Annotated in this window: 18 protein-coding genes and 1 tRNA gene; 3 read left to right on the top strand and 16 right to left on the bottom strand. The window is 66.8% G+C overall.

The features are described from left to right. Positions 1–34 precede the first annotated feature (34 nt). Complete coding sequence (locus tag ACT535_RS20165; RefSeq protein WP_168456337.1) at positions 35–448, bottom strand: hypothetical protein; 414 nt, start codon at positions 446–448, stop codon at positions 35–37. Positions 449–715: 267 nt separating this feature from the next. Between ACT535_RS20165 and ACT535_RS20160 the strand changes: the two genes are divergently transcribed. Both ACT535_RS20160 and ACT535_RS20155 read left to right on the top strand, forming a co-directional pair. Further along, the gene (locus ACT535_RS20160) at positions 716–2,539 is read left to right on the top strand and encodes an amidohydrolase (protein WP_476365779.1); all 1,824 of its coding nucleotides are present in this window, start codon (positions 716–718) and stop codon (positions 2,537–2,539) included. A gap of 42 nt (positions 2,540–2,581) precedes the next feature. Continuing rightward, positions 2,582–2,908 carry a hypothetical protein gene (locus tag ACT535_RS20155; RefSeq protein ID WP_476365778.1) on the top strand — a complete coding sequence of 109 codons (327 nt, stop codon included), beginning with the start codon at positions 2,582–2,584 and terminating at the stop codon, positions 2,906–2,908. Positions 2,909–2,950: 42 nt separating this feature from the next. Here the strand turns inward: ACT535_RS20155 and ACT535_RS20150 are convergent, their stop codons facing one another. Next, positions 2,951–3,973 carry an LLM class flavin-dependent oxidoreductase gene (locus tag ACT535_RS20150; protein WP_476365777.1) on the bottom strand — a complete coding sequence of 341 codons (1,023 nt, stop codon included), beginning with the start codon at positions 3,971–3,973 and terminating at the stop codon, positions 2,951–2,953. Between the two features lie 259 nt (positions 3,974–4,232). Between ACT535_RS20150 and ACT535_RS20145 the strand changes: the two genes are divergently transcribed. After that, a complete protein-coding gene (locus ACT535_RS20145) occupies positions 4,233–6,182 on the top strand; it encodes a YgiQ family radical SAM protein (RefSeq protein WP_476365776.1) in 1,950 nt (649 codons plus the stop codon). Between the two features lie 6 nt (positions 6,183–6,188). On the opposite strand, the gene ACT535_RS20140 is transcribed toward ACT535_RS20145, so the two are convergent. The 14 genes from ACT535_RS20140 to tuf all read right to left on the bottom strand — a co-directional run bounded on the left by ACT535_RS20140 (position 6,189) and on the right by tuf (position 24,749). After that, positions 6,189–7,514, bottom strand: a complete 1,326-nt coding sequence (locus tag ACT535_RS20140; protein WP_476365775.1) for an RsmB/NOP family class I SAM-dependent RNA methyltransferase — start codon at positions 7,512–7,514, stop codon at positions 6,189–6,191. Between the two features lie 74 nt (positions 7,515–7,588). Continuing rightward, a complete protein-coding gene (locus tag ACT535_RS20135; protein WP_476365774.1) occupies positions 7,589–8,077 on the bottom strand; it encodes a J domain-containing protein in 489 nt (162 codons plus the stop codon). Positions 8,078–8,221: 144 nt separating this feature from the next. Next, entirely contained in the window at positions 8,222–9,568 is a 1,347-nt protein-coding gene (locus ACT535_RS20130; protein ID WP_476365773.1) for an APC family permease, read from the bottom strand. A gap of 172 nt (positions 9,569–9,740) precedes the next feature. Beyond that, positions 9,741–13,925, bottom strand: coding sequence for a DNA-directed RNA polymerase subunit beta' (gene rpoC, locus ACT535_RS20125; RefSeq protein WP_168456329.1), 4,185 nt, complete (start codon positions 13,923–13,925; stop codon positions 9,741–9,743). 103 nt (positions 13,926–14,028) lie between these two features. Next, positions 14,029–18,105, bottom strand: coding sequence for a DNA-directed RNA polymerase subunit beta (gene rpoB / locus ACT535_RS20120; RefSeq protein ID WP_168456328.1), 4,077 nt, complete (start codon positions 18,103–18,105; stop codon positions 14,029–14,031). A 274-nt stretch (positions 18,106–18,379) separates the two neighbouring features. Beyond that, complete coding sequence (gene rplL / locus ACT535_RS20115; protein WP_168456327.1) at positions 18,380–18,754, bottom strand: 50S ribosomal protein L7/L12; 375 nt, start codon at positions 18,752–18,754, stop codon at positions 18,380–18,382. A gap of 81 nt (positions 18,755–18,835) precedes the next feature. After that, positions 18,836–19,354 carry a 50S ribosomal protein L10 gene (rplJ, locus tag ACT535_RS20110; protein WP_168456326.1) on the bottom strand — a complete coding sequence of 173 codons (519 nt, stop codon included), beginning with the start codon at positions 19,352–19,354 and terminating at the stop codon, positions 18,836–18,838. Positions 19,355–20,089: 735 nt separating this feature from the next. Then, positions 20,090–20,788 carry a 50S ribosomal protein L1 gene (rplA, locus tag ACT535_RS20105; RefSeq protein WP_024279834.1) on the bottom strand — a complete coding sequence of 233 codons (699 nt, stop codon included), beginning with the start codon at positions 20,786–20,788 and terminating at the stop codon, positions 20,090–20,092. Between the two features lie 5 nt (positions 20,789–20,793). After that, positions 20,794–21,243, bottom strand: a complete 450-nt coding sequence (rplK, locus tag ACT535_RS20100) for a 50S ribosomal protein L11 (RefSeq protein WP_168456325.1) — start codon at positions 21,241–21,243, stop codon at positions 20,794–20,796. Positions 21,244–21,422: 179 nt separating this feature from the next. After that, a complete protein-coding gene (nusG, locus tag ACT535_RS20095; protein WP_029557789.1) occupies positions 21,423–21,953 on the bottom strand; it encodes a transcription termination/antitermination protein NusG in 531 nt (176 codons plus the stop codon). 14 nt (positions 21,954–21,967) lie between these two features. Then, positions 21,968–22,165, bottom strand: a complete 198-nt coding sequence (gene secE / locus ACT535_RS20090) for a preprotein translocase subunit SecE (protein WP_168456324.1) — start codon at positions 22,163–22,165, stop codon at positions 21,968–21,970. Between the two features lie 276 nt (positions 22,166–22,441). Continuing rightward, positions 22,442–22,518, bottom strand: a tRNA-Trp gene (locus ACT535_RS20085). A gap of 178 nt (positions 22,519–22,696) precedes the next feature. Continuing rightward, positions 22,697–23,239, bottom strand: a complete 543-nt coding sequence (locus ACT535_RS20080) for an AAA family ATPase (protein ID WP_476365772.1) — start codon at positions 23,237–23,239, stop codon at positions 22,697–22,699. 319 nt (positions 23,240–23,558) lie between these two features. Further along, positions 23,559–24,749: an elongation factor Tu gene (gene tuf / locus ACT535_RS20075; RefSeq protein ID WP_229645841.1), complete on the bottom strand. Its 1,191-nt coding sequence runs from the start codon at positions 24,747–24,749 to the stop codon at positions 23,559–23,561. Positions 24,750–24,871: the final 122 nt, after the last annotated feature.

Raw genomic sequence — 24,871 nt, 5'->3', positions numbered from 1 at the left:
CGGCGCAGGTTCGCACCAGCACCGCGCCGACGCATCACGCGTTCACGTCGCTCACCGGCACCAGCCGCAGAGCGGCACCGGCACCGCTGCGCGGGGGTGGGCCGCCCTTCACCCTTCGCCGGGCTTTCCGCCATGGCGGGAAAACGGGCCGCTGGCGCCGCTCGGCAGCGGTCCAGCCGGCGGCCCCGTCCGGCGGGGACGGATCGGCGGGAAGCGCCGCCAAGGCGGCCAGAATGTCGTCGACGGAAACGACAGCGCCGCTGTCGAGACGCCGGAGCGCTGGCGCATTCTCGACCGCATGGCGATCCGACGCCCAGGACGACAGCAGCGCGCGCTTCTCCGCGCAGCTCATGGACGGGTGATCGAGCACCTGATCCGGGTGGACCAGGACGGCTTCCGATTGAAGGGACGGCGGCGCCTGCGGCCGCTCGCCTCGCGTGGGTCTCATAGCCACATCCTCCTTCGAGCAACATGGGTACAAGCACCTCGCACGCATGGTGCGATGTCTTTGCCGGCACGGTGGCCGGCGGTGGTGATTTGGGTGCGTTTTCGCGTCCGTCAAGGGATCGGCGGGGCAGCGGCGACAGGTGGCGCAATTCACGAAAAGAAGTCGTTCTTACCGTCGCGGGATCAGGCTACCCTATCGGAAGGCGGGTGATTTGCGGTGTTCCGGGCATGCGCAATCAGCACATCGCCACTCATGGGAGGGGACGGCATGTGCATCGCGTGTGAATGGGCACCCCATTTCGAGGCGTTCGGCCGGGCGGGCGGGCTCAACCGACGCTCGGTGCTCGGCGCCGGCATGGCCATGACGGCAGCGGCTGCCATGGCGCCGGTCTTCTGCGCGAGCGAGGTGCGCGCGCAGGGGACCCAGACCGCCGCTGCCACGACCGGCCCGGCCGATTTCGTGTTCCGCAACGGGGCGGTCTACACCGTCTCCGGCGCGCAGCCCTGGGCGAAGGCTGTGGCCGTGCGCGGCAAGACCATCGTCCACGTGGGCGACGAGGCTGGGGCCATGGCCCTCGCCGGGCCAAAAACGCAGGTGATCGACCTCAAGGGCCGCCTCCTCATGCCGGGGTTCGTGGAGGGACACACCCATCCCCTGCTGGGTGCCTTCCTCACGTCGGGCATCGATCTTCAATTGCCGACCCTGAAGGATGCGCTGGCGGCCATCGAGCGACATGCTAAGGAGAACCCCACCGGCCCCATTCGCGGCTTCGGCTGGCGGGTAGACATGTTCCCGCCGGAAGGCCCGACCCGCGCCGAGCTCGACCGCATCCTGCCCGACCGGCCCGCCTTCTTCTTCGCCATCGACGGCCACAGCCTGTGGGTGAATTCCAAGGCGCTGGAGATGGCCGGCGTGAACCGCGACACGCCCGACCCCATCCCCCGCTTCAGCTATTACGCCCGCGACGAGAAGGGCGAGCCCACGGGCTATGTGCTGGAAGTGAACGCCGTGCTCGCCCTCGTCAATGCGGTCGAGCCGATCACCGCCGCCAACCTGGGCAAGCTGCTGGACGGCTGGCTGCCCAAGGCCTCCGCCGCCGGCATCACCGCGCTCTTCGATGCCGGCGTGCCGCCCATCGGCTCGGATCAGGGGGCGGTCATCAACCTCTATGTGGACGCGGAAAAGCGCGATGCCCTGCCCTTCCGGGTGTCGGCCTCCTATTCGGTCAAGAGCCTGCCCATCGACGATGTGGTCGAGAAGCTCAAGGACGTCAGCAGCCGGGTGTCGAGCGAGCTGGTCCATGTGGACATCGTGAAGATCGTCGGCGACGGCTCGCAGGGCGGTTACACCGCGTGGCTGATCGAGCCCTATGCCGACATGCCCAGCTCCATCGGCGCCTCGCCCTTCGCGGAAGCGCAGTGGCACCAGTTGATCGGCGCGGTGGATGCGGCGGGCTACGACGTCCACGTCCATGCCTGCGGCGAGCGCACGGCGCGGGTGGCGCTGGACGCCATCGAGAAGGCGATCGCGACCAACCCCAGGCGCGACCGCCGCAACGCCATCGCCCATCTGGTCTATGTGGAGGACGTGGACAACCCGCGCTTCGCCAAGCTGAACGTGACGGCGCAATTCTCCGCCAACTGGTCGTCGGCCGATCCGGACACGATGATCAACATGCTGGCGCGCTACGGCCAGCCCCGCGCCAGCAAGATGTACCGCACCAAGACGATCCTGCGCGAGGGCGGGCGCGTGTCGTTCGGCACCGACTGGCCGGCGGCGGGCTATTTCTCCACCTACAAGCCGCTCGATTCCATCGAGGTGGGTGTCACCCGCCAATTGATCGGGAAGCCGGATGCCGCCGTGCTCGCGCCGGCCGACGAGCGGCTGACGGTTGCCGAGGCGATCCACGCCAACACGCTGGGCGCCGCCTACCAGATCCGCATGGACGACAGGATCGGCTCGCTGGAGACGGGCAAGCTTGCGGACCTCATCGTGCTCGACCGCAACATTCTTGAGGGCGATCCGCGCGACATCCACAAGGCGAAGGTCGAGCTGACCATGATGAACGGGAAAATCCGCCACAAGGCATGATGCCCCGGCCTGAGCCAACAACACCCACGAATGGTGGACACGATGAAACGGCTTATCGGACTTCTGGTGCTTCTCGCGGCGCTGGGCGGGGTTTCCGCCCAGGCTCAGCCGGTCCCGGAGATCTGCTCCAAGAAAAAATCCTGCTTCATGACCTTCGACGGCCCGGACCGTGGCTTCTGCCAGGCCTATGTCGAGGGAAAATCCTGCTTCATGTCGTTCAACGACGCAGCGGATCGCGGCTGGTGCCAGCACCTGCGCGAGGGCAAGTCGTGCTTCATGGCGCTTGATGGCGCCGCCCGGCAGGCCTGCGAGGCCGGCCGCATCCCGCGCGAGCACCGGCACTGGATGCGCCTCTGCGACGGCTGGTAGCCGGCACGGCGGGGGTTCCCCGCCGGCCGTGCGCACTCGCCCTCAGCGCCAGCCGAGGGCCGGAGCCACGTGGGTCAGGATGGCCTCGATGACGTGGGCGTTGTAATCGACGCCCAGCTGGTTCGGCACGGTGAGGAGGAGCGTATCAGCCTCGGCGATGGCCTCGTCTTCGGCGAGCTGCTTGATGAGCTCGTCCGGCTCGGCGGCGTAGCTGCGGCCGAAGATGGCGCGGGTCTTCTCATCGATGAAGCCGATGGAATCCTCCTCCTTGCCGCCCCGGCCGAAATAGGCGCGGTCGCGGTCGTCCACGAGGGCAAAGATGGAGCGGCTCACCGAGACGCGCGGGGTGCGGGTATGGCCCGCCTCGGCCCAGGCGGCGCGGTAGGCGCGGATCTGCGCGGCCTGCTGGACGTGGAAAGGCTCGCCCGTCTCGTCGTCCTTCAGGGTGGAGCTTTGCAGGTTCAGCCCGAGCTTGGCCGCCCACACGGCGGTGGCGTTGGAGCTGGCGCCCCACCAGATGCGATCGCGCAGCCCCTCCGAATGGGGCTCCACCCGCAGCTTGCCGGGCGGGTTGGGGAACATGGGCCGCGGATTGGGCTCAGCGAAGCCCTCGCCCTTCAGCACCTCCAGGAACACCTCCGCATGCCGGCGGGCCATGTCGGCGGCGGTCTGGCCTTCCGGCGGGCCGTAGCCGAAATAGCGCCAGCCATCGATCACCTGCTCCGGCGAGCCGCGGCTGATGCCGAGCTGAAGCCGTCCGCCGGCGATGAGATCGGCCGCGCCGGCATCCTCCGCCATGTAGAGGGGGTTCTCGTAGCGCATGTCGATGACGGCCGTGCCGATCTCGATACGCTTGGTGCGCGCGCCCACCGCCGCCAGCAGCGGGAACGGGGCCGCAAGCTGGCGGGCGAAGTGGTGGACGCGGAAATAGGCGCCGTCCGCGCCGAGTTCCTCGGCCGCCACGGCAAGCTCGAGGGATTGCAGCAGCGCATCCGCCGCCGAGCGGGTCTGCGACTGGGACGAGGGCGTCCAGTGGCCGAACGAGAGAAAGCCGATCTTCTTCAAGGCAGACACTTCTGGGCTGTGAAACGTTGCCGCCAACCTAGCCCGGCCCGCCGCCCCGCGCACCTTTCACCTCCGCAAGCGCGCTTTGCACGCGAAGGGGGCCGCACGAGAAGATGTGTTCCTCCAAGGGCCGGGATCGGTTGAATTTGCCGCTTTTGATCCCTATTCGTCACCCATGGACACACAGGTCTGCCCCACGAAGCCTTTGACTTTCCTGCCCTGGCCCGCCCCGGCCAGACGGCCGGCTCCCTTCCTGCCCATGAGCCGCGCCGAGATGACGGCGCTCGGATGGGATGAGTGCGACATCGTTCTCGTCACGGGCGATGCCTATGTGGATCACCCGAGCTTCGGCATGGCCATCATCGGCCGGCTTCTGGAAGCACAGGGCTTTCGCGTCGGCATCATCTCCCAGCCGGACTGGCAGTCGGCGGAGCCGTTCAAGGCGCTGGGCAAGCCGCGCCTGTTCTTCGGCGTCACGGGCGGCAACCTCGATTCCATGGTCAACCGCTACACGGCGGACCGCCGGCTGCGCCATGACGATGCCTATACCGCCGGCGGCGAGGGCGGGAAGCGGCCGGACCGCTCCACCATCGTCTACACGCAGCGCTGCCGCGAGGCGTACAGGGACGTGCCGATCATCCTCGGCGGCATCGAGGCCTCCCTGCGCCGGATCGCCCACTACGACTATTGGTCCGACAAGGTGCGCCGCTCCATCCTGGCCGACGCCAAGGCGGACCTGCTGATCTACGGCAACGCCGAGCGCGCCGTGGTGGAGGTGGCGAACCGCATCGCGGACGGCGAGGCGCCGCGCGACATCGACGACGTGCGCGGCGTCGCCCTCTTTCGCCGGGTGCCCGAGCACTACACCGAACTCCACGCCGACGACCTCGACGCCTCGGACGAGGGCGCCGCGCGCCACCCGGGCGACGTGGTGATCCGGCTACCCGCCTACGAGCAGGTGGAGGTGGACAAGGAGGCCTATGCCCGCGCTTCCCGCGTGCTGCACCGGGAGAGCAACCCGGGTAACGCCCGCCCCCTCGTCCAGCGCCACGGCGACCGCGACCTGTGGCTGAACCCGCCGCCCATTCCCCTCACCACGCAGGAGATGGACGCGGTCTACGACCTGCCCTACGCCCGCGCGCCGCACCCCTCCTATGGCGACGCGAAAATCCCCGCGTGGGACATGATCCGCTTCTCGGTGACGATCATGCGCGGCTGCTTCGGCGGCTGCACCTTCTGCTCGATCACCGAGCATGAGGGGCGCATCATCCAGAACCGCTCGGAAGGCTCGATCCTGCGCGAGATCGAGCTGATCCGCGACAAGACCCCGGGCTTCACCGGCGTCATTTCCGACATCGGCGGCCCGACCGCCAACATGTACCGGATGGCCTGCAAGGACCCGAAGATCGAGGCCGCCTGCCGGCGCCCGTCCTGCGTCTTTCCCGGCATCTGCCCGAACCTCAACACCTCCCACGACGACCTCATCCGCCTCTATCGCAAGGTGCGCGAGGTGGAGGGGGTGAAGAAGGTGATGGTCGCCTCCGGCGTGCGCTACGACCTCGCCGTGGAGAGCCCGGAATATATCAAGGAGCTGGTGACCCACCATGTGGGCGGCTACCTGAAGATCGCCCCGGAGCACACGGAGCGCGGCCCGCTCGACAAGATGATGAAGCCGGGCATCGGCACCTATGATCGCTTCAAGGAGATGTTCGACGCCGCGGTGAAGCAGGCGGGGAAGAAATACTACCTCATCCCCTATTTCATCGCCGCGCATCCGGGCACGACCGACGAGGACATGATGAACCTCGCGCTCTGGCTCAAGAAGAACCGCTACCGCGCCGACCAGGTGCAGACCTTCCTGCCCTCCCCCATGGCAACCGCCACCGCCATGTACCACACCGGCGTCAATCCGCTCCGGGCGGTGCGGCATGGCGGCAGTGATCGGGTGACGACCGTGACGGGGCTGCGCCAGCGCCGGCTGCACAAGGCCTTCCTGCGCTACCACGATCCGGACAACTGGCCGCTGCTGCGCGAGGCGCTAAAAAGCATGGGCCGCGCCGACCTCATCGGCCCGCGCCCCGACCAGCTCGTGCCGGCCCACCAACCGCCCGGCACCGGCAAGGCCGCCGGCACGCGCCGCCCCGTGCGGCCCGCCCCTGCTGGCGCGCAGCGCTTCACAACCAAGGGCGTGCCGCTGCGCAAGAAGTGAGAAGGTCTATTCGGGGGCTGCGTCCGTCTCGGTCGCAGCCGCCTCGCGCTGAAGCACGGCGGCGAAGAAGCCGTCCGTGTCGTGCCGCGCGGGCGTGAGCGCCAGATAGTCCGGATGCGCGGAGCCGGCGATCTGCGGCGCCACCTCGCTGAGGGGAACGACACGGAAAGCCGGGTGCGCCGCGAGGAAGGCGGCCACCTGATCCTCGTTCTCCTCGGCCAGCAGCGAGCAGGTGGCGTAGACCAGCCGCCCGCCCGGCTTCACCAGCCGCGCCGCGCTGGCAAGAATGCGGGCCTGCAACGGCAGCAGCGCATCAAGCCCAGGCCCCAGCACGCGCCAGCGCGCATCGGGATTGCGCCGCCATGTGCCGGTGCCGCTGCACGGCGCATCCACCAGCACGCGGTCGAAGCTTGCCTTGTGACGCTTCACCCAGCGGTCGGTCTCGCTGGCCAGCGGCCTCGTCTCGATATTGTGGAGCCCTGCCCGCCGGAACCGCTCGGCGGCGCGCTTGAGGCGGCCGTCCAGCACGTCGCAGGCGATGACGTGGCCCTTGTTCTTCATCTGCGCGGCGATGGCCAGCGTCTTGCCGCCGGCACCGGCACAGAAGTCCACCACCCGATCACCGGGCTTGGCATCCACCACGACGGCGACCATCTGGGAGCCCTCGTCCTGGATCTCCACTTCGCCGGTCTTCAGCATGGGCAGGCGGTTGAGCGCCGGGCGCTCGCTGACCCGGATGCCATAGGGCGATAGAGGCGACAGCTCGGCCGGCAGGCCGAGGGCGCGCAGGGCCTCCAGCATCTGGACGCGATCGGCCTTGATGGGATTGACGCGCAGGTCGAGCGGCGCAGGCGTGAGCGTCGCGGCCATCTCATGGGCGAAGGCCTCGCCGAACCGGCGGTGGAGAGGCTCCGCCGCCCAGTCGGGGCATTCGTAGCGTACGTCGTCCGGCATGGAGGCGTGATCTATCCGCGCGCCTTGGAGCTTCACCAGCAGCGCCCGCTCCTTATCGGTGAGGGGGGCGGGGCCGAACTTGACGCCGTTGAACAGGGCCTGCACCTGGTCGCGGGTCTTGCCGCCGCCGAGCATCAGCCAGGCCAGAAGCCGGTTGCGGGGAGTGTCCGCCCTCCCGTGCCGCTTCAGCCACCAGCCGAGGCGGGCGTGGTGGCGCAACAGGATGTAGAGCAGTTCGGAGATCGGCCCCCGCTGCACCGCCGGAATGTCGCGCCGGGTGTGGAAGAAGTCGGAAACGACGGCATCGGCCGGACGCGCGACGGCGTCGACCTCCTCGGTCAAATCGAGGGTTGCTTGGAGGACTGCGGCGAAGCTCACTGAGACACGATCAGGCTGGGAAACGGGGCGGCACCATAGGCGAAGGCTTAAGCCTTGGCCATCGCGGGTGCTCTTCAGACGGTCACCAGCATCTCCAGCAGGGCGTCCCGGGCCTCCGCGATACGACGGTATTCCGCATCGCTGCCGCCGGCGTCAGGATGGGCGGTCTTGGCGCGGCGGCGGAAAGCGGCGTTGATGTCGGTGGCGTCGAGCCGCCCATCCGGCGGCAGGCCGAGGGCTTCGCGGTGCGCGCTGTCGTCCTCGCCGCCCTCGAACATGGACATGAGCGCCCGGCGGGCCTTCTGCGCAGCGATGCGCAGTTCCACCTGATCCTCCTGCCAGCGCCGGCGGGACATGACGAAGCAGGCACCGAAGGCGATGCGGCCCGTCTCCTCCAACTCATCCAGGCTGAAGGGACCGACGATGCCATAGGGCGCATCCAGCCACGCCTGCCGCGCGCCGGCGCCCGTCTCGACACGGCCGATGGTGACCATGTCGAGCACACCCAGCGAGCCGTTCCAGACGACCCATTGCTCCGTCCCGCTCGAACCCATGTCGGTCATGCGACGCGCCTCGTGCCCGCCCGCGCATGTGTCTGACACGAGCCGATCCCGGATGCGCGTCCGCGCCCTCTCCCTGTCGGAAAGGCGCCGCGGCCGCACGTCCGCAGGCTCGACATGCAGGACTGGAGCCAGATCGGGCGAGCCCTACGGTTCCGCGTCGCGGATGCCCGGGCGCAGCATCGCCAGCGCCGCGCCAAGGGCGATCCACGCGCCCACCACGTAGGGCCAGAGGTTCCCGGGGAAGGCGGGGACGGGATAGATCGAATTGTAGAGCGGCCAGAGCATGGCCAGCGTCCCGAGCAGCCCCAGCGCCAGCCACACGAGGCTCTTCGCCTTCACCGCGTGGGTGACGGCCGCCAGCGTGACGCCGAGATAGGCGAAGATCAGCGCCAGCACGCCGATGGTCCCCACATTGTCGTAATAGTCGGCAGGGCCAATGAAGGGCGCCCAGGCGAGGAGCCCGGCAAGCATCAGCAGGCCCACCACCAGTACCGACACCGACGGCGTGCCATGCACCGGGTGCACCCGCGCCGCCGCCTCCGACAGGCCGGCGCGGCCGAGCACGAACAGCATGCGCCCGGCGGCGGAGAGCGTGCCGAGCACGGCGGAGACGGCCGACACCGCGGCGGCGATATCCAGCGCGGTCGCCATGCGCACGGTTCCGTATTTCAGCGCGAGCGTGTTGAGCGGCGCCTCGTCGGCGGCGAGGGCCTTCATGTTGTCGACGCCGAAACCCACCACCTGGATGTAGGAGGCGAAGACGAAGAACAGGCCGGCAAGCACCACCGAGCCGAGCAGCGCGATGGGAATGGCGCGGCCCGGCTGGCCGGTCTCCTCAGCCAGCGTCGCCGCCGCCTCAAAGCCGGCGAAGGACAGCACGGCGAACACCACGGCATAGCCCACCCCCCACCAGCCCATGGCGGGGTCGGGCCGGAACGGCGCGGCGGTGAGGCCGCCAGTGGCCCCGACGGCCGTCAGGATCTTCACGCCGAGATAGACGATGACACAGATGGAGCCCAGCTCCAGCAGCAGCATGAGTCGCGCGGCGACCGCCATGTCCCGGTAGGCGAAGAGCGTGCCGATGAGCAGCGCCGCGACGCCGAGCGCCAGCCACCAGCTGCCGATGTGGATGCCGTGATCAGCGAAGGCCGCCCGCAGGAAGTCCCCCACCAGCGCCGCGCTGCCCGAGCCGCCGGCGATGTAGAGCAGCAGCATGCACCAGCCGGCGATGAAGCCGGCGCGGGGACCAAAGGTCTGGCCGATGTAGGAATAGGCCGAGCCGGCGCGCGTCGTGTTCCGGGCAAAGAAGACGAAGGAGAACCCGACGATAGCCACCAGCAGCGTGCCCACGGCAAAGCCGAGAGGCGCGGCCACCCCGGCGGCGCCGACCGCCAGCGTCACGTTCAGCGCCATGGACATGGTCGGCGCCATCACCGAGACGGAAAGCCCCACCGCCTCCACCGGCCCGAGGTTACGCCTGAGCTTGACCATGATCCGTGCCCCGATTCCCCCAGGAAACCAAGGGCAGTGTCAGCTTGCGACCGTCGCCTCGGCAATGCCGGAGATCGACCCGATCAGCGACGCACGCCGCCGGGCCAACCGGCAAAAGAAAAGGCCGCCCCGGGGGGCGGCCTTTTCGATGGATGCGGGCGTGGCCCCGGGGTCACTCCGCTGCGTCGGCGGGGCCTTCCACGAGGGGCTGGCCCTCGCCCTGCTCGTCGCGGGTCGCGACGATGAGATCGTCACGGTTGGTCGCGATGGTCCGCAGGCGGTTCATCTGGGCGCCGGTGCCGGCCGGGATGAGGCGGCCGACGATGACGTTCTCCTTGAGGCCTTCCAGCGGATCGATCTTGCCGTTGACCGCCGCTTCCGTGAGGACGCGGGTGGTCTCCTGGAACGAGGCCGCCGAGAAGAACGAGCGGGTCTGCAGCGACGCCTTGGTGATGCCGAGCAGCACGGGCCGGCCGGTAGCGGGCTTCTTCGCCTCCTCCGCAGCCTTCTCGTTCGCCTCGATGAACTCGAGACGGTCGACCTGCTCGCCATCGAGGAAGTCGGTCTCGCCGGCGTCGTCGATCTCGATCTTCTGCAGCATGTTCCGAACGATCACCTCAATGTGCTTGTCATTGATGTTCACGCCCTGGAGCCGGTAGACCTCCTGGATCTCGTTCACGAGGAAGGCGGCAAGCTCTTCCACGCCCTTGATCGCCAGGATGTCGTGCGGCGCCGGATTGCCGTCGACGATGAAATCGCCCTTCTCCACCACGTCGCCGTCCTGGAGATGGATGTGCTTGCCCTTCGGGATCAGGTACTCGACCGGATCCCCGCCGTCCGCCGGCTCGATGGAGAGGCGGCGCTTGTTCTTGTAGTCGCGGCCGAACCGGATGGTGCCGGAAATCTCCGCGATGATGGCCGCGTCCTTGGGACGGCGCGCCTCGAACAGCTCCGCCACGCGCGGCAGACCGCCCGTGATGTCGCGCGTCTTGGCGCTCTCCATGGGCACGCGGGCCACCGCGTCGCCGGCCTTCAGGCTCTGGTTCGGATCGACCGAGATGATCGCCTCCACCGGCAGCGGATAGCGGGCATCGCCGCCGCGCGGCAGCTTGGAGACCTTCCCGTCCTTCCCCTTGATGAGGATGGCCGGGCGCAGTTCCGGACCGCGGCCGGAGCGGCTGTCGGTGACGACGCGCTTGGCGATGCCGGTCGACTCGTCGACCGTCTCGTTCATGGACGCGCCTTCCATCAGGTCCTCGAAGGCCACCGTGCCGTCCACCTCGGTGAGGATCGGACGGGTGTAGGGGTCCCACTCGGCAATGCGCTGGCCGCGCTTGATGGTGTCGCCCTCGTCCACCTTGAGGCGAGCGCCGTACTGCACGCGGTTCACCGCGCGCTCGGTGCCGTCATGGTCGACGATGACCACCGCGAGGTTGCGGCCCATGACCACGAGGTCGCCGTCCGAGTTCCGCGCCACGTTGCGGTTGCGGATGCGGACGGAGCCCTCGAAGTTCGATTCCACGAAGGACGAGTCGGCGAGTGTCGCCGCGCCGCCGATGTGGAACGTGCGCATGGTGAGCTGGGTGCCCGGCTCGCCGATGGACTGGGCGGCGATGACGCCGACCGCTTCACCCATGTTGACGGGCGTGCCGCGGGCGAGATCTCGCCCGTAGCAGGTGCCGCACACGCCGTTGCGGGTCTCGCAGGTCAAGACCGAACGGATCTTGATCTCCTGGATGCCGGACTTGTTGATCCGCTCGACGTGCGGCTCCTCGATCATCTGGCCCTTCGGCACGATGATGTCGCCGGTCGCGGGCTCCACGATGTCTTCCGCCGCGGTGCGGCCGAGGACGCGCGAGGCGAGCGAGGCCACGATCTGGCCCGCGTCGATGATGGCGCGCATGTGGATTCCCTTGTCCGAGCCGCAATCGCGCTCGGTGATGATGGAATCCTGCGCGACGTCGACGAGACGACGGGTGAGATAGCCCGAGTTGGCCGTCTTCAGAGCGGTGTCGGCAAGGCCCTTACGCGCGCCGTGGGTGGAGTTGAAGTACTCCATCACGGTCAGGCCTTCCTTGAAGTTCGAGATGATCGGGCTCTCGATGATCTCGCCCGACGGCTTGGCCATGAGGCCGCGCATGCCGGCAAGCTGCTTCATCTGAGCGGGCGACCCACGCGCTCCGGAGTGGCTCATCATGTAGATCGAGTTGATCTGCTTCTCGCGGCCGGTCTTCGGGTCCTTCTTGACCGAAGAGATTTCCTTCATCATCTCCTCGGCGACGCGATCGGAGCACTTGCCCCAGGCGTCAACGACCTTGTTGTACTTCTCACCCTGGGTGATGAGGCCGTCGTTGTACTGCTGCTCATACTCCTTGGTGAGCGCGCGAGTCTCTTCGACCAGATCCCACTTCTTCTTCGGCACCACCATGTCGTCCTTGCCGAACGAGATACCGGCGCGGAACGCGTTGTAGAAGCCGAGCGCCATGATGCGGTCGCAGAAGATCACGCTCTCCTTCTGACCGCAGTGCCGGTACACGGCATCGATCATGTTGGAGATTTCCTTCTTCGTCATCAGCTTGTTGACGACGTCGTAGGAGAGCTTCGGATCCTTGGGCAGCAGCTCGCCGATCTTCATGCGACCGGGGGTGGTCTCATAGATCTTGGAATACTGCTTGCCGTCCGGGCCGATGCCGATGTAGCGGCCCTTGATCTTGGTGGCGAGGGTGATCGCCTTGGCATTCAGCGCGTGGTCGATCTCCGCCATGTTGGCGAACATCATGCCCTCACCCGGCTCCTTCTCCTTCATGATGGAGAGGTAGTAGAGGCCGAGTACGATGTCCTGCGACGGCACGATGATCGGCTGACCGTTCGCCGGGTGCAGGATGTTGTTGGTGGACATCATCAGCACGCGCGCTTCCAGCTGGGCTTCCAGCGAGAGCGGGACGTGGACGGCCATCTGGTCGCCGTCGAAGTCGGCGTTGAACGCCGAGCAGACGAGCGGGTGCAGCTGGATCGCCTTGCCTTCGATGAGCACCGGCTCGAACGCCTGGATGCCGAGGCGGTGGAGCGTCGGCGCGCGGTTCAGCATCACCGGGTGCTCGCGGATCACCTCGTCGAGGATGTCCCAAACCTCGGGACGCTCCTTCTCCACCAGCTTCTTCGCCTGCTTGACGGTCGCCGAATGGCCCTTCGCGTCGAGGCGCGAATAGATGAAGGGCTTGAACAGCTCCAGCGCCATCTTCTTGGGCAGGCCGCACTGGTGCAGCTTCAGCTCCGGACCCACCACGATCACCGAGCGGCCGGAATAGTCCACGCGCTTGCCGAGCAGGTTCTGGCGGAACCGGCCCTGCTTGCCCTTCAGCATGTCGGCGAGCGACTTCAGCGGACGCTTGTTGGCGCCGGTGATGACGCGGCCGCGGCGGCCGTTGTCGAACAGCGCGTCAACCGCTTCCTGAAGCATGCGCTTCTCGTTGCGGATGATGATGTCCGGCGCGCGCAGCTCGATCAGCCGCTTGAGGCGGTTGTTGCGGTTGATGACGCGGCGGTAGAGGTCGTTCAGGTCGGAGGTCGCGAACCGGCCGCCGTCCAGGGGGACCAGCGGACGCAGGTCCGGCGGGATCACCGGGACGTGCGTGAGGATCATCCACTCCGGCTTGTTGCCGGAGAGCTGGAAGGCCTCGACGATCTTCAGGCGCTTGGCGAGCTTCTTGGGCTTCAGCTCGGTGGTGGCCTCGGAGATCTCCACGCGCAGATCGGCGGCGATCTTCTCGAGGTCCATGGAGCGCAGCAGCTCGCGGATGGCCTCGGCGCCGATCATGGCGGTGAAGCTCGACTCGCCGTACTCGTCCTGGGCGCGCAGGTAGTCGTCCTCGGAGAGGAGCTGACGGTACTTGAGCTTGGTGATGCCCGGCTCGATGACGACGAAATACTCGAAGTACAGGATGCGCTCGAGATCCTTGAGCGTCATGTCGAGCAGCAGGCCGATGCGGCTCGGCAGCGACTTCAGGAACCAGATGTGCGCCACCGGGGCGGCGAGCTCGATGTGGCCCATGCGCTCGCGGCGCACGCGCGACAGGGTGACCTCGACGCCGCACTTCTCGCAGATGATGCCCTTGTACTTCATCCGCTTGTACTTGCCGCACAGGCACTCGTAGTCCTTGATGGGACCGAAGATGCGCGCGCAGAACAAGCCGTCACGCTCGGGCTTGAACGTACGGTAGTTGATGGTTTCCGGCTTCTTGATCTCGCCGTAGGACCAGGACTTGATCTTCTCCGGGCTCGCGATCGAGATGCGGATCTGATTGAAGCTCGGGGCCGGAACGGTCGGATTGAAGACGTTCAGGATTTCCTGATTCATGAGCTGGCTCCCAAACGAAGTGGGCCTTTAACTTGAGGCCCGGCCGGCAGAAGCGCCGGTCGGGCAATCCGCTTTGCGCGGGGCGACGGGCTCAAAGCGCCCGTCAGGTGTTCTCGAGATCGACGTTGAGGCCGAGCGAGCGCATTTCCTTCACGAGCACGTTGAAGCTCTCGGGAATGCCGCTCTCGAACGTGTCTTCGCCGCGCACGATGGCCTCGTAGACCTTGGTGCGGCCGGCCACGTCGTCCGACTTCACGGTGAGCATCTCCTGCAGAGTGTAAGCGGCGCCGTAGGCTTCGAGTGCCCACACCTCCATTTCGCCGAAGCGCTGGCCGCCGAACTGCGCCTTGCCGCCCAGCGGCTGCTGGGTCACGAGCGAGTAGGGGCCGATGGACCGGGCGTGGATCTTGTCGTCGACCAGGTGGTGCAACTTCAGCATGTAGATGTAGCCGACCGTCACCTTACGATCGAACGGCTCGCCGGTGCGTCCGTCGAACAGCGTGGACTGGCCGGAGCGGTCGAGGCCCGCCCGTTCCAGTTCGTGCTCGATGTCCGCCTCGTGGGCGCCGTCGAAGACCGGAGTGGCCATCGGCACGCCCTTGCGCAGGTTCTCGCCGAGTTCGGGCAGCTCGGAATCCTTGAGCTGCTCGATCTCTTCCTTGCCGTAGATGGTCTCCAGCCGATCGCGCAGCGGCTTCAGATCCTGCTTGGCGTAATAGGCTTCCGCCGCGGCGGCCACCTGCCGGCCGAGGCCCGCGCAGGCCCAGCCGAGATGCGTCTCGAGGATCTGCCCGACGTTCATGCGCGAAGGCACGCCCAGCGGGTTCAGCACGATGTCCACGTTCGTGCCGTCCTCGAGGAACGGCATGTCCTCCACCGGCACGATGCGCGAGACCACGCCCTTGTTGCCGTGGCGGCCGGCCATCTTGTCGCCGGGCTGGATCTTGCGCTTCACCGCGACGAAGACCTTGACCATCTTCATCACGCCGGGGGGCAGCTCGTCGCCGCGTTGCAGCTTCTCGACCTTGTCGAGGAAGCGCTGCTCGAGCCGCTTCTTCGAGTCGTCGTACTGGGCGCGGATCGCCTCCAGCTCGGCCATGATGGCGTCGTCGGCGACCGCGAACAGCCACCACTGCGAGCGGGGATACTCGCCGAGGATCTCGCGGGTGACGGCGGTCTCCTTCTTGAAGCCCTTCGGCCCCGCGATGGCGACCTTGCCGTCCAGAATCTCGGTCAGGCGGCCGTAGACGTTGCGATCGAGGATCGCCTGCTCGTCGTCACGGTCCTTGGCGAGACGCTCGATCTCCTCGCGCTCGATGGCCAGCGCACGCTCGTCCTTGTCGACGCCGTGACGGTTGAACACGCGCACCTCGACGATGGTGCCCGTGGTGCCCGGCGGCAGGCGAAGCGAGGTATCGCGCACATCGGCGGCCTTCTCGCCGAAGATGGCACGGAGGAGCTTCTCCTCCGGCGTCATCGGGCTCTCGCCCTTCGGCGTGATCTTGCCGACCAGGATATCGCCCGCGCGGACCTCGGCACCGATATAGACGATGCCCGCCTCGTCGAGATTCTTCAGCGCCTCTTCCGAGACGTTGGGAATGTCGCGGGTGATTTCCTCAGGCCCGAGCTTGGTGTCGCGGGCCATGCACTCGAATTCCTCGATGTGGATCGAGGTGAACACGTCTTCCTTGACGATGTTCTCCGAGAGCAGGATCGAGTCCTCGAAGTTGTAGCCGTTCCACGGCATGAAGGCGACGAGCACGTTGCGGCCGAGCGCGAGCTCGCCCAGTTCCGTGGACGGGCCGTCAGCGATGATGTCGCCCTTCTTCACCTGGTCGCCCACGCGCACCAGCGGACGCTGGTTGATGCAGGTCGACTGGTTCGAGCGCTGGAACTTCATCAGCCGGTAGATGTCGACACCCGACTTGGAAGGGTCGGACTCTTCCGTGGCGCGGATAACGATACGGGTGGCGTCCACCTGATCGATCACGCCGGTGCGGCGGGCGGCGATGGCGGCGCCGGAGTCGCGGGCGACCACGGCTTCCATGCCGGTGCCGACCAGCGGCGCCTGCGAGCGCACCAGCGGAACCGCCTGGCGCTGCATGTTGGAGCCCATGAGCGCGCGGTTGGCGTCGTCGTTCTCAAGGAACGGGATGAGCGCCGCGGCCACCGAAACGAGCTGCTTCGGCGACACGTCCATGAAGTCCACGCGGTCGGGGCTGACGAGGAGCACGTCGCCCGCATGGCGGCAGACGATGAGGTCTTCCTCGAAGCGGCCGTCCTTGTCGAGCGGGATGTTGGCCTGCGCGACGTAGTACTTCCCCTCCTCCATGGCGGAGAGATAGACCACCTCGTCGGTGACCTTGGAATCCACCACGCGGCGGTAGGGCGCCTCGATGAAGCCGTACTTGTTCACGCGGGCGAACGTCGCCAGCGAGTTGATGAGGCCGATGTTCGGGCCTTCCGGCGTCTCGATGGGGCAGATGCGGCCGTAGTGGGTCGGGTGCACGTCGCGCACCTCGAAGCCGGCGCGCTCGCGGGTCAGACCGCCCGGGCCAAGCGCCGAGAGACGCCTCTTGTGCGTGATCTCGGAGAGCGGGTTGGTCTGGTCCATGAACTGCGACAGCTGCGAGGAGCCGAAGAACTCGCGCACCGCAGCCGCCACCGGCTTCGCGTTGATGAGGTCCTGCGGCATCACGGTATCGATGTCGACGGACGACATGCGCTCCTTGATGGCGCGTTCCATGCGCAGCAGGCCGACGCGGTACTGGTTCTCCATCAGCTCGCCGACCGAGCGGACGCGGCGGTTGCCGAGGTGGTCGATGTCGTCGATCTCGCCCTTGCCGTCGCGCAGCTCCACCAGCGTCTTGATGACGGACAGGATGTCGTCGCGGCGCAGCACCCGCACGGTGTCGGGGCAGTCGAGGTCGAGGCGCATGTTCATCTTCACGCGGCCGACCGCGGAGAGGTCGTAGCGCTCCGGATCGAAGAACAGCGAGTGGAACATGGCCTGCGCCGAATCGAGCGTCGGCGGCTCGCCCGGGCGCATCACGCGGTAGATGTCGAAGAGCGCGTCCTCGCGGGTCACGTTCTTGTCGGCCGCCAGCGTGTTGCGGATGTAGGCGCCGGTGTTGACGTGGTCGATGTCGAGGATCGGGATCTCGTTGTAGCCCGCTTCCTCAAGCAGCTTCAGCGTCTTCTCGGTGATCTCGTCGCCGGCCTCGGCGTGGATCTCGCCAGACTGGAGGTCCACGAGATCCTCGGCGATGTACTGGCCGACCATCTCCTCGTCGGAGATGCGCAGGGCCTTGAGGCCCTTCTCGGCGAGCTGGCGCGCAGCGCGGACGGTGAGCTTCTTGCCGGCCTCGAGCACGACCTCGCCGGTGTCGGCGTCGATCAGGTCGGCGACGGCCTTGTAGCCCTTCATGCGCTTGGGATCGAACGGCATGCGCCAGCCGCCCTTGGCGCGCTCGTAAGGCACCTTCTCATAGAAGGTCGAGAGGATTTCCTCGTTGTCGAGGCCGAGGGCGTAGAGCAGGCTCGTCACCGGAATCTTGCGGCGACGATCGATGCGCGCATAGACGATGTCCTTGGCGTCGAACTCGATGTCGAGCCAGGACCCGCGATAGGGGATGATGCGCGCCGCGAACAGGAGCTTGCCCGAGGAGTGGGTCTTGCCCTTGTCGTGGTCGAAGAAGACGCCGGGCGAACGGTGCATCTGGGAGACGATGACGCGCTCGGTGCCGTTGACGATGAACGTGCCGTTCATGGTCATCAGCGGGATGTCGCCGGTGTAGACGTCCTGCTCCTTAATGTCCTTGACGGACTTGGCGCCAGTGTCCGGGTCCACATCGAACACGATGAGGCGGAGCGTCACCTTGAGCGGGGCGGCGAACGTCATGCCGCGCTGGCGGCACTCGTCCACGTCATACTTCGGCGGCTCGAACTCGTAGCGCACGAACTCCAGCATGGCCGCGCCGGAGAAGTCGGAGATGGGGAACACCGACTTGAACACCGCCTGCAGGCCGTCGTCGTCGCGTCCGCCCTTGGGCTCCTCGATCTGGAGGAACTGGTCGTAGGACGCCTTCTGAACCTCGATGAGGTTCGGCATCTCGGCCACTTCCTTGATCTTGCCGAAGAACTTGCGGATCCGCTTACGACCGGTGAACGTTTGCGCCATCTCGATCCTCGTCCGTCCTGGTCTCTCGGGCCGGCCCCTGTCCTCCCGAAGGAGGCGGGCTCGCCGCGCCGGCACCGGAACCTCAATCTGCCATCATGCCGTCAAGGGTTGGGGGCGAAACGCCATCCCCTTTCAGCACCATGACGGCTCTCCCGGCAGCCCCCGAACCGCGTCCGGACCGGCTGCCGGGAGAACCGTCTCTCTCCCTCTCCGGCCCGGAGGCCGGCTATGGAACGGGTCCCGGCACGAGGCCGGGACCCGAAACGTCAAAGGCTCACTTGAGCTCGACCTTGGCGCCAGCCTTCTCGAGCTGGGCCTTGAGCTTCTCGGCCTCGTCCTTGGCCACGCCTTCCTTGACGGGCTTCGGAGCGCCTTCCACCAGGTCCTTGGCTTCCTTGAGGCCGAGGCCGGTGATGGCGCGGACTTCCTTGATGACCTCGATCTTCTTGTCGCCGGCGGAAGCCAGGACAACGGTGAACTCGGTCTGCTCTTCCACCGCGGCGGCGGCAGCGCCGGCCGGGGCAGCGGCCACGGCCACGGCGGCGGCGGCGGAAACGCCCCACTTCTCCTCGAGGAGCTTCGCCAGCTCGGCGGCCTCGAGCACGGTGAGGGAGGACAGCTCGTCGACGAGCTTGGTCAGGTCAGCCATGGGATATTCCTTAAGATAGGTTCGGATTTTGGAATTGCGAGATCAGGCCGCCGGGATGCGTGATCCCCCGCGGCCGCGGCCTCACGCTGCTTCGTCCTGCTTGGCATAGGCCCCGAACACGCGGGCGAGCTTGGCCGCCGGTGCCGTGGTGAGCTGCGCAATCTTGGTCGCCGGGGCCTGGATAAGGCCGACGAGCTTGGCACGCAGTTCGTCCAGGGACGGGAGTGTGGCAAGCGCCTTCACACCGTCCACGTTAAGGGCCGTCTTGCCCATCGCGCCGCCGAGGATCACGAACTTGTCGTTGGCCTTGGCGAACTCGACGGCAACCTTCGGCGCCGCCACCGGATCGCTGGAATAGGCGATCACGGTGGGTCCCTTCAGCAGGGACGCCACATGGGCGACGTCGGAGCCTTCCAGAGCGATTTTGGCGAGGCGGTTCTTGGCCACCTTCACGGTCGCACCCTCGGCCTTCATCTGTCGACGGAGCTTCGACATCTGGGCCACGGTGAGGCCGGAATAGTGGGCGACCACGACGACGGAAGTGGTCTTGAACACTTCCGTGAGCGTCGTGACGAGCTCTTGTTTTTCCGCTCGATCCACGTCTGGCTCTCTTTAAGCCTTGGCGGCACCATCCGCCTCCCAAGGGAGGCATCCAGTCCCGCCGGTTGCGCCTTGCCGCGTCCTGCGGCCAACCTGTCTGACGACATGGAAGGCCGCGATCCGCGACGCTCTCATGCCCTGTCCCCTATTGCCCGGGCACGGAAAACCGTGTCGCGAAGCGCAAGGCGCTGGTTCCGAACCGATCTTCATCTCCGCCGACTCAGCGCCGGGCGGAGGGCAAATTCCGGTCTTCCCCGTCTATGCTGGCTCCCCATTAACCACCCGTTAGGGCGGATGTCGGGAATTAAGCCTTGATCCTCGGCCGGATTGAGCGAACATCCCTTGCGGGGCGCATCTCCATCAGGCCGGCACCTCGGCACCGGCAGTCTCGGACAGGACTTTGCCTGCTGGCTCGCCCGAAAGCTCCCGAGGGAGCCACCCGAACGCCTGACAGACGACAAGGCCGGGCGGGCGAACCCTCCCAGCCCTTCCACCCGGTCAAGGGCGAAAGCCACAATACCTGATCCGGGCGGCGAGCCACCCGGAAAGAGCCCATATAAAGGCTGGTGCCAGCCTTGTCACGCCCCGATCATCATCGTTGCGCACTTTTTGCATACGGCAGCCGCCCGTCTGCCATGCAGCATGGGAAGGTCAAGGCCTCACACGAATGCGTGATCAAAACGGAAAAGGCCGGACCCTGTGGCCCGGCCTTTCCTGAAGCTTGATCTCTGCCGATCAGGCGGTGAGCACGGTGGACGGCTCCACCTTGATGCCCGGGCCCATGGTGGAGGAAACCGCCACGCGCTGCAGGTAGGTGCCCTTGGCGCCCGCGGGCTTGGCCTTCACCACCGCATCCACGAAGGCGCGGATGTTCTCGGCCAGCTTGTCGGCCGGGAACGAGGCCTTGCCGATGCCGCCGTGGATGATGCCGGCCTTCTCGACGCGGAACTCCACCGCGCCGCCCTTGGCGGCGGCGACGGCGCCCTTTACGTCCATGGTCACGGTGCCAACCTTCGGGTTCGGCATCAGGCCGCGCGGGCCGAGCACCTTGCCGAGACGACCGACGAGAGGCATCAGGTCCGGGGTCGCGATGCAGCGATCGAACTCGATGGTGCCGCCCTGGATGGTCTCCAGGAGGTCCTCGGCGCCCACGATGTCGGCGCCCGCCGCCTTGGCCTCGTCGGCCTTGGCGCCACGGGCGAACACCGCCACGCGCACGGTACGGCCCGAGCCGTTGGGCAGGTTGCACACGCCACGGACCATCTGGTCGGCATGACGGGGATCCACGCCGAGGTTCAGCGCGACCTCGATGGTCTCGTCGAACTTGGCGGTGGTGCGCTCCTTGAGGAGCTTGAGGGCGTCGTCGAGGCCGTACAGCTTGTTACGGTCGATGCCCTCGTTGATGGCGCGGATGCGCTTGCCTTCCTTCGCCATGGCGCTCACCCCTGAACCTGCAGGCCCATGGACCGGGCCGAACCTTCGATCATCTGGACGGCGGCCTCAACGGTATCGCAGTTCAGATCCTTCATCTTCTTCTCGGCGATCTCCGCGAGCTGGGCGCGCGTGACCTTGCCGACGAAGGCGCCCTTGCCGGGCGTCTTCGAGCCCGAGCCGGGCTTCTTCTTCGTCTCGAGGCCGGCGGCCTTCTTGAGGAAGTAGGAGACCGGGGGGGTCTTCAGCTCGAAGGTGAAGGAGCGGTCCTGATAGGCCGTGATCACCACCGGGATCGGCATGCCCTTTTCGAGCTGCGCGGTCTGGGCGTTGAACGCCTTGCAGAATTCCATGATGTTCAGGCCGCGCTGACCGAGCGCGGGACCAATCGGCGGGGCCGGATTGGCGCTGCCGGCGGGCACCTGCAGCTTGACGTAACCGGTAATTTTCTTCGCCATTTCAACAACTCCCAAAAATCGCCGCCGTCCGGTAAGGGAGCGGCGGGCGGGATTGCGTGGTGCGGGTCAAAAGGGCGCTTGGCGAGACGCCCCCTCCCCTCCCACGCCGGCGCGCGACCCTCGGGCGGCGCGCCGGACTTCGAACCATTGCCCCACGAGGGAGAAACGGCCCGCTCCGGTCAGACCTTCTCGACCTGACCGAATTCGAGTTCCACCGGCGTCGCGCGGCCGAAGATGGACACCGCCACCTTCAGGCGCGAGCGGCTGTCGTCGACCTCTTCCACGATGCCGTTGAAGGAGGCGAACGGGCCGTCCGACACCTTCACCGTCTCGCCGACCTCGTAGGAGATCGACGGCTTCGGACGCTCGATGCCCTCCTGCACCTGCTGCAGGATGCGCATGGCCTCCGATTCGGAGATCGGCATGGGCTTGTTGTCGGCGCCCAGGAAGCCGGTGACCTTCGGCGTGTTCTTGATGAGATGGAAAGCCTCGTCGGTGAGGTCCATCTTCACCAGCACGTAGCCGGGAAAAAACTTGCGCTCGGTGTCGACTTTCCGGCCGCGGCGCACCTCGACCACCTTCTCGGTGGGGACGAGGATCTGCTCGAACAGGTCGGTCAGGCCACGCTGGTCAGCCTGCTCGCGGATCGAGTCGGCCACCTTCTTCTCGAAGTTGGAATAAGCGTGAACGATGTACCAGCGCTTCGCCATGTGGGCCTCCCGCCTCAGTGCCCGAGGGTCAGCAGCGTGGAGACGCCGAACCGGATGACCTGGTCGGAGACGAGGAAAAAGATAGAGGCCAGGAAGACCATCACGAACACCATGGCGGTGGTGATCAGCGTCTCGCGGCGGGTGGGCCAGGTGACCTTGGCCGTTTCCGCGCGGACCTGCTGATAGAACTCCATCGGGCTGTTCTTCGCCATGGCGTCTCGCCGTCCGTTCCTGTTGCCGCCCGTTCCCGCGCCGCCGGTTGCCACGCACCGGACCTTCCGATGACGCGGATGCGGCACATGCCGCTCAAATCCTCTTCCCGCCGGCTTCGGCTCTCGCGAGACGTTGCTGCGGGCATGCCTTCGGCGGGGCCGGACCGCGCCTCATATGGGCCGTCCGAAACGCGCCTTCAAGCCGTGCCATTCCGGCGTCGTCGTCTCGCCTGACCTGCCATCCCGCATCAGCCCGGATCGAGGGCATCCCGAAGATGGCAGGAGTGGAGGGACTCGAACCCCCAACCCCCGGTTTTGGAGACCGGTGCTCTAACCAGTTGAGCTACACTCCTAAGGCCTGCGCCCCGAAGCCCGGCAGAATCAGCTTTTCAGCGATTGTCCTGCCTCGAGGGTAGACTCCGCCGCGCCGGGAAGTGACCCAGCGCATCGGCCGGGTGTGTTTAGTGGGATGCCGCGCGGCTGTAAAGGGGGACGGGGACGCGAACCAGCCTGTCCACCGCAAAGGCGCGGCTAGAGGTGATCGAGGATGAAGGCCGCTCGTGCCGCAACGTCGGTCCGTGGCAGCTCCACCGTCTCGTAGCCCAGGCTGCGATAGGTGTCGACCATGACCGCATGGGTGCGCACGGCTTCGTCCCAGTCCTGCCGACGCTCTGCATCGTTTGCGTAGATCTCGCGCCATGGCGGAGCAACGAACACGAGGGAATCGTATCTGAACACCGCGCAAGCCCGGCTGATGTGCGGAGGAATGGGCAGGCCGCAAAGCGAAAGGTATCCAGCCACGTCTGGAATGCCGCGGTCAAAGAAGACCGGGCCGGCCCGCCCTGCCTGCTCCTCGTAGGAACGCAGGTCCCAGGCGAGCATCGCCTCCGCGAACGCCGTCCGGTCCCGCCACGGGAGGGCTGGACCATCGATCGCCATTTGCTGGCGAATGATTGCTCGGCCGGCCTCCGGCGCGATGAAACGTACGGCGATCGCAAGAGCATCCAAAAGGGTGCTCTTGCCTGCCCCCGGACCGCCCGTGAGCACGATCAAGCGTGTAGAGCCGCGCGCCATGGCCGCCTGCCTCTGCATTATCGAGTTTTGGGGATGCACCCGGAAGCGCCGCGCATGGCCGCGTCAAAAGGGGAGCCCAAGCAGGATGCCCGGCGCGAACAGGGAGCGCAAGCCACCGGGACCGTGGGAGGCATCATCGATCTGCGGGGGGGACGCGGGATGCGGGACTGGCCAAAAGAAAAAGGCGGCGCCCCGAGGCGCCGCCCTATTCCGTCACGCTGCGGACGCGAGGTCCGAAAGCGCGATCACTCGATGATGGCGGCGACGACGCCGGCGCCGGACCCGACCGCGCTTGTCGCGGACGGGCTACTGGCTGCGATCACTCGATGATCGCAGCCACCACCCCTGCTCCAACCGTGCGGCCGCCTTCACGGATGGCGAAGCGCAGCTTCTCCTCCATGGCGATCGGAACGATCAGGTGCACGTCCATCGACACGTTGTCGCCCGGCATCACCATTTCGGTGCCTTCGGGCAGCGTGCACACGCCGGTCACGTCCGTCGTGCGGAAGTAGAACTGCGGGCGGTAGTTGGTGAAGAAGGGGGTGTGACGACCACCCTCTTCCTTCGTCAGGATGTAGGCCTCGGCCTTGAATTTGGTGTGCGGCTTCACCGAACCCGGCTTGCACACGACCTGGCCACGCTCCACGTCCTCGCGCTTGGTGCCGCGCAGCAGGATGCCGACGTTGTCGCCAGCCTGGCCCTGGTCGAGCAGCTTGCGGAACATCTCGACGCCGGTCACGGTCGTCTTCACGGTCGGGCGGATGCCGACGATCTCGACTTCCTCGCCCACCTTGATGATGCCGCGCTCGACACGGCCGGTCACCACGGTGCCGCGGCCGGAGATCGAGAACACGTCCTCGATGGGCATCAGGAACGGCAGGTCGATGGGACGCTCGGGCTGCGGGATGTAGGCGTCGACCGCCTCCATCAGCTTCAGCACCGCGTCACGGCCGAGCGCCGGATCGCCGTTCTCGAGCGCAACCAGCGCCGAGCCGCGGATGATCGGGATGTCGTCGCCGGGGAAGTCGTACTTCGAGAGGAGCTCGCGCACCTCCATCTCCACGAGCTCCAGGAGCTCCGGATCGTCGACCATGTCGCACTTGTTCAGGAACACCACCAGCGCCGGCACGCCGACCTGACGGGCGAGCAGGATGTGCTCGCGGGTCTGCGGCATCGGGCCGTCGGCCGCCGACACCACCAGGATCGCGCCGTCCATCTGCGCCGCGCCGGTGATCATGTTCTTCACGTAGTCGGCGTGCCCGGGGCAGTCGACGTGCGCGTAGTGGCGGTTGTTGGTCTCGTACTCAACGTGAGCGGTCGAGATCGTGATGCCGCGCGCCTTCTCTTCCGGCGCCTTGTCGATCTGGTCGTACGCCGTGAACGTCGCGCCGCCAGACTCCGCAAGGATCTTCGTGATCGCAGCCGTCAGAGACGTCTTGCCGTGATCAACGTGACCGATCGTGCCGATGTTGCAGTGCGGCTTCGAGCGGTTGAACTTCTCTTTGGCCATTTCTCTCTCTCACTCTCGGTCAGCGCCCCGCGCGGGCCGCCAAAAAATCCGCCGTGGGATAGGGGGTTTCAGAAGCGGATGCAAGAGGCGGGACAATCGCGCGCAAACCGTTCGCCCCCGCG

It is taken from the genome of Xanthobacter sp. DMC12, assembly GCF_056314105.1.
This window is presented reverse-complemented; position numbering and strand designations above follow the sequence as displayed.

Bases quoted from the DNA above. Each gene is read 5' to 3' on its own strand.
- ACT535_RS20155 (WP_476365778.1), top strand. From the start codon at position 2,582: ATGAAACGGCTTATCGGACTTCTGGTGCTTCTCGCGGCGCTGGGCGGG.
- rplL (WP_168456327.1), bottom strand. From the start codon at position 18,754: ATGGCTGACCTGACCAAGCTCGTCGACGAGCTGTCCTCCCTCACCGTG.
- ACT535_RS20130 (WP_476365773.1), bottom strand. From the start codon at position 9,568: ATGGTCAAGCTCAGGCGTAACCTCGGGCCGGTGGAGGCGGTGGGGCTT.
- rpoB (WP_168456328.1), bottom strand. From the start codon at position 18,105: ATGGCGCAAACGTTCACCGGTCGTAAGCGGATCCGCAAGTTCTTCGGC.
- ACT535_RS20080 (WP_476365772.1), bottom strand. From the start codon at position 23,239: ATGGCGCGCGGCTCTACACGCTTGATCGTGCTCACGGGCGGTCCGGGG.
- secE (WP_168456324.1), bottom strand. From the start codon at position 22,165: ATGGCGAAGAACAGCCCGATGGAGTTCTATCAGCAGGTCCGCGCGGAA.
- tuf (WP_229645841.1), bottom strand. From the start codon at position 24,749: ATGGCCAAAGAGAAGTTCAACCGCTCGAAGCCGCACTGCAACATCGGC.
- ACT535_RS20160 (WP_476365779.1), top strand. From the start codon at position 716: ATGTGCATCGCGTGTGAATGGGCACCCCATTTCGAGGCGTTCGGCCGG.
- nusG (WP_029557789.1), bottom strand. From the start codon at position 21,953: ATGGCGAAGCGCTGGTACATCGTTCACGCTTATTCCAACTTCGAGAAG.
- rplK (WP_168456325.1), bottom strand. From the start codon at position 21,243: ATGGCGAAGAAAATTACCGGTTACGTCAAGCTGCAGGTGCCCGCCGGC.
- rpoC (WP_168456329.1), bottom strand. From the start codon at position 13,925: ATGAATCAGGAAATCCTGAACGTCTTCAATCCGACCGTTCCGGCCCCG.
- rplA (WP_024279834.1), bottom strand. From the start codon at position 20,788: ATGGCGAAGGAAGGCAAGCGCATCCGCGCCATCAACGAGGGCATCGAC.
- ACT535_RS20145 (WP_476365776.1), top strand. From the start codon at position 4,233: ATGAGCCGCGCCGAGATGACGGCGCTCGGATGGGATGAGTGCGACATC.
- ACT535_RS20165 (WP_168456337.1), bottom strand. From the start codon at position 448: ATGAGACCCACGCGAGGCGAGCGGCCGCAGGCGCCGCCGTCCCTTCAA.
- ACT535_RS20135 (WP_476365774.1), bottom strand. From the start codon at position 8,077: ATGACCGACATGGGTTCGAGCGGGACGGAGCAATGGGTCGTCTGGAAC.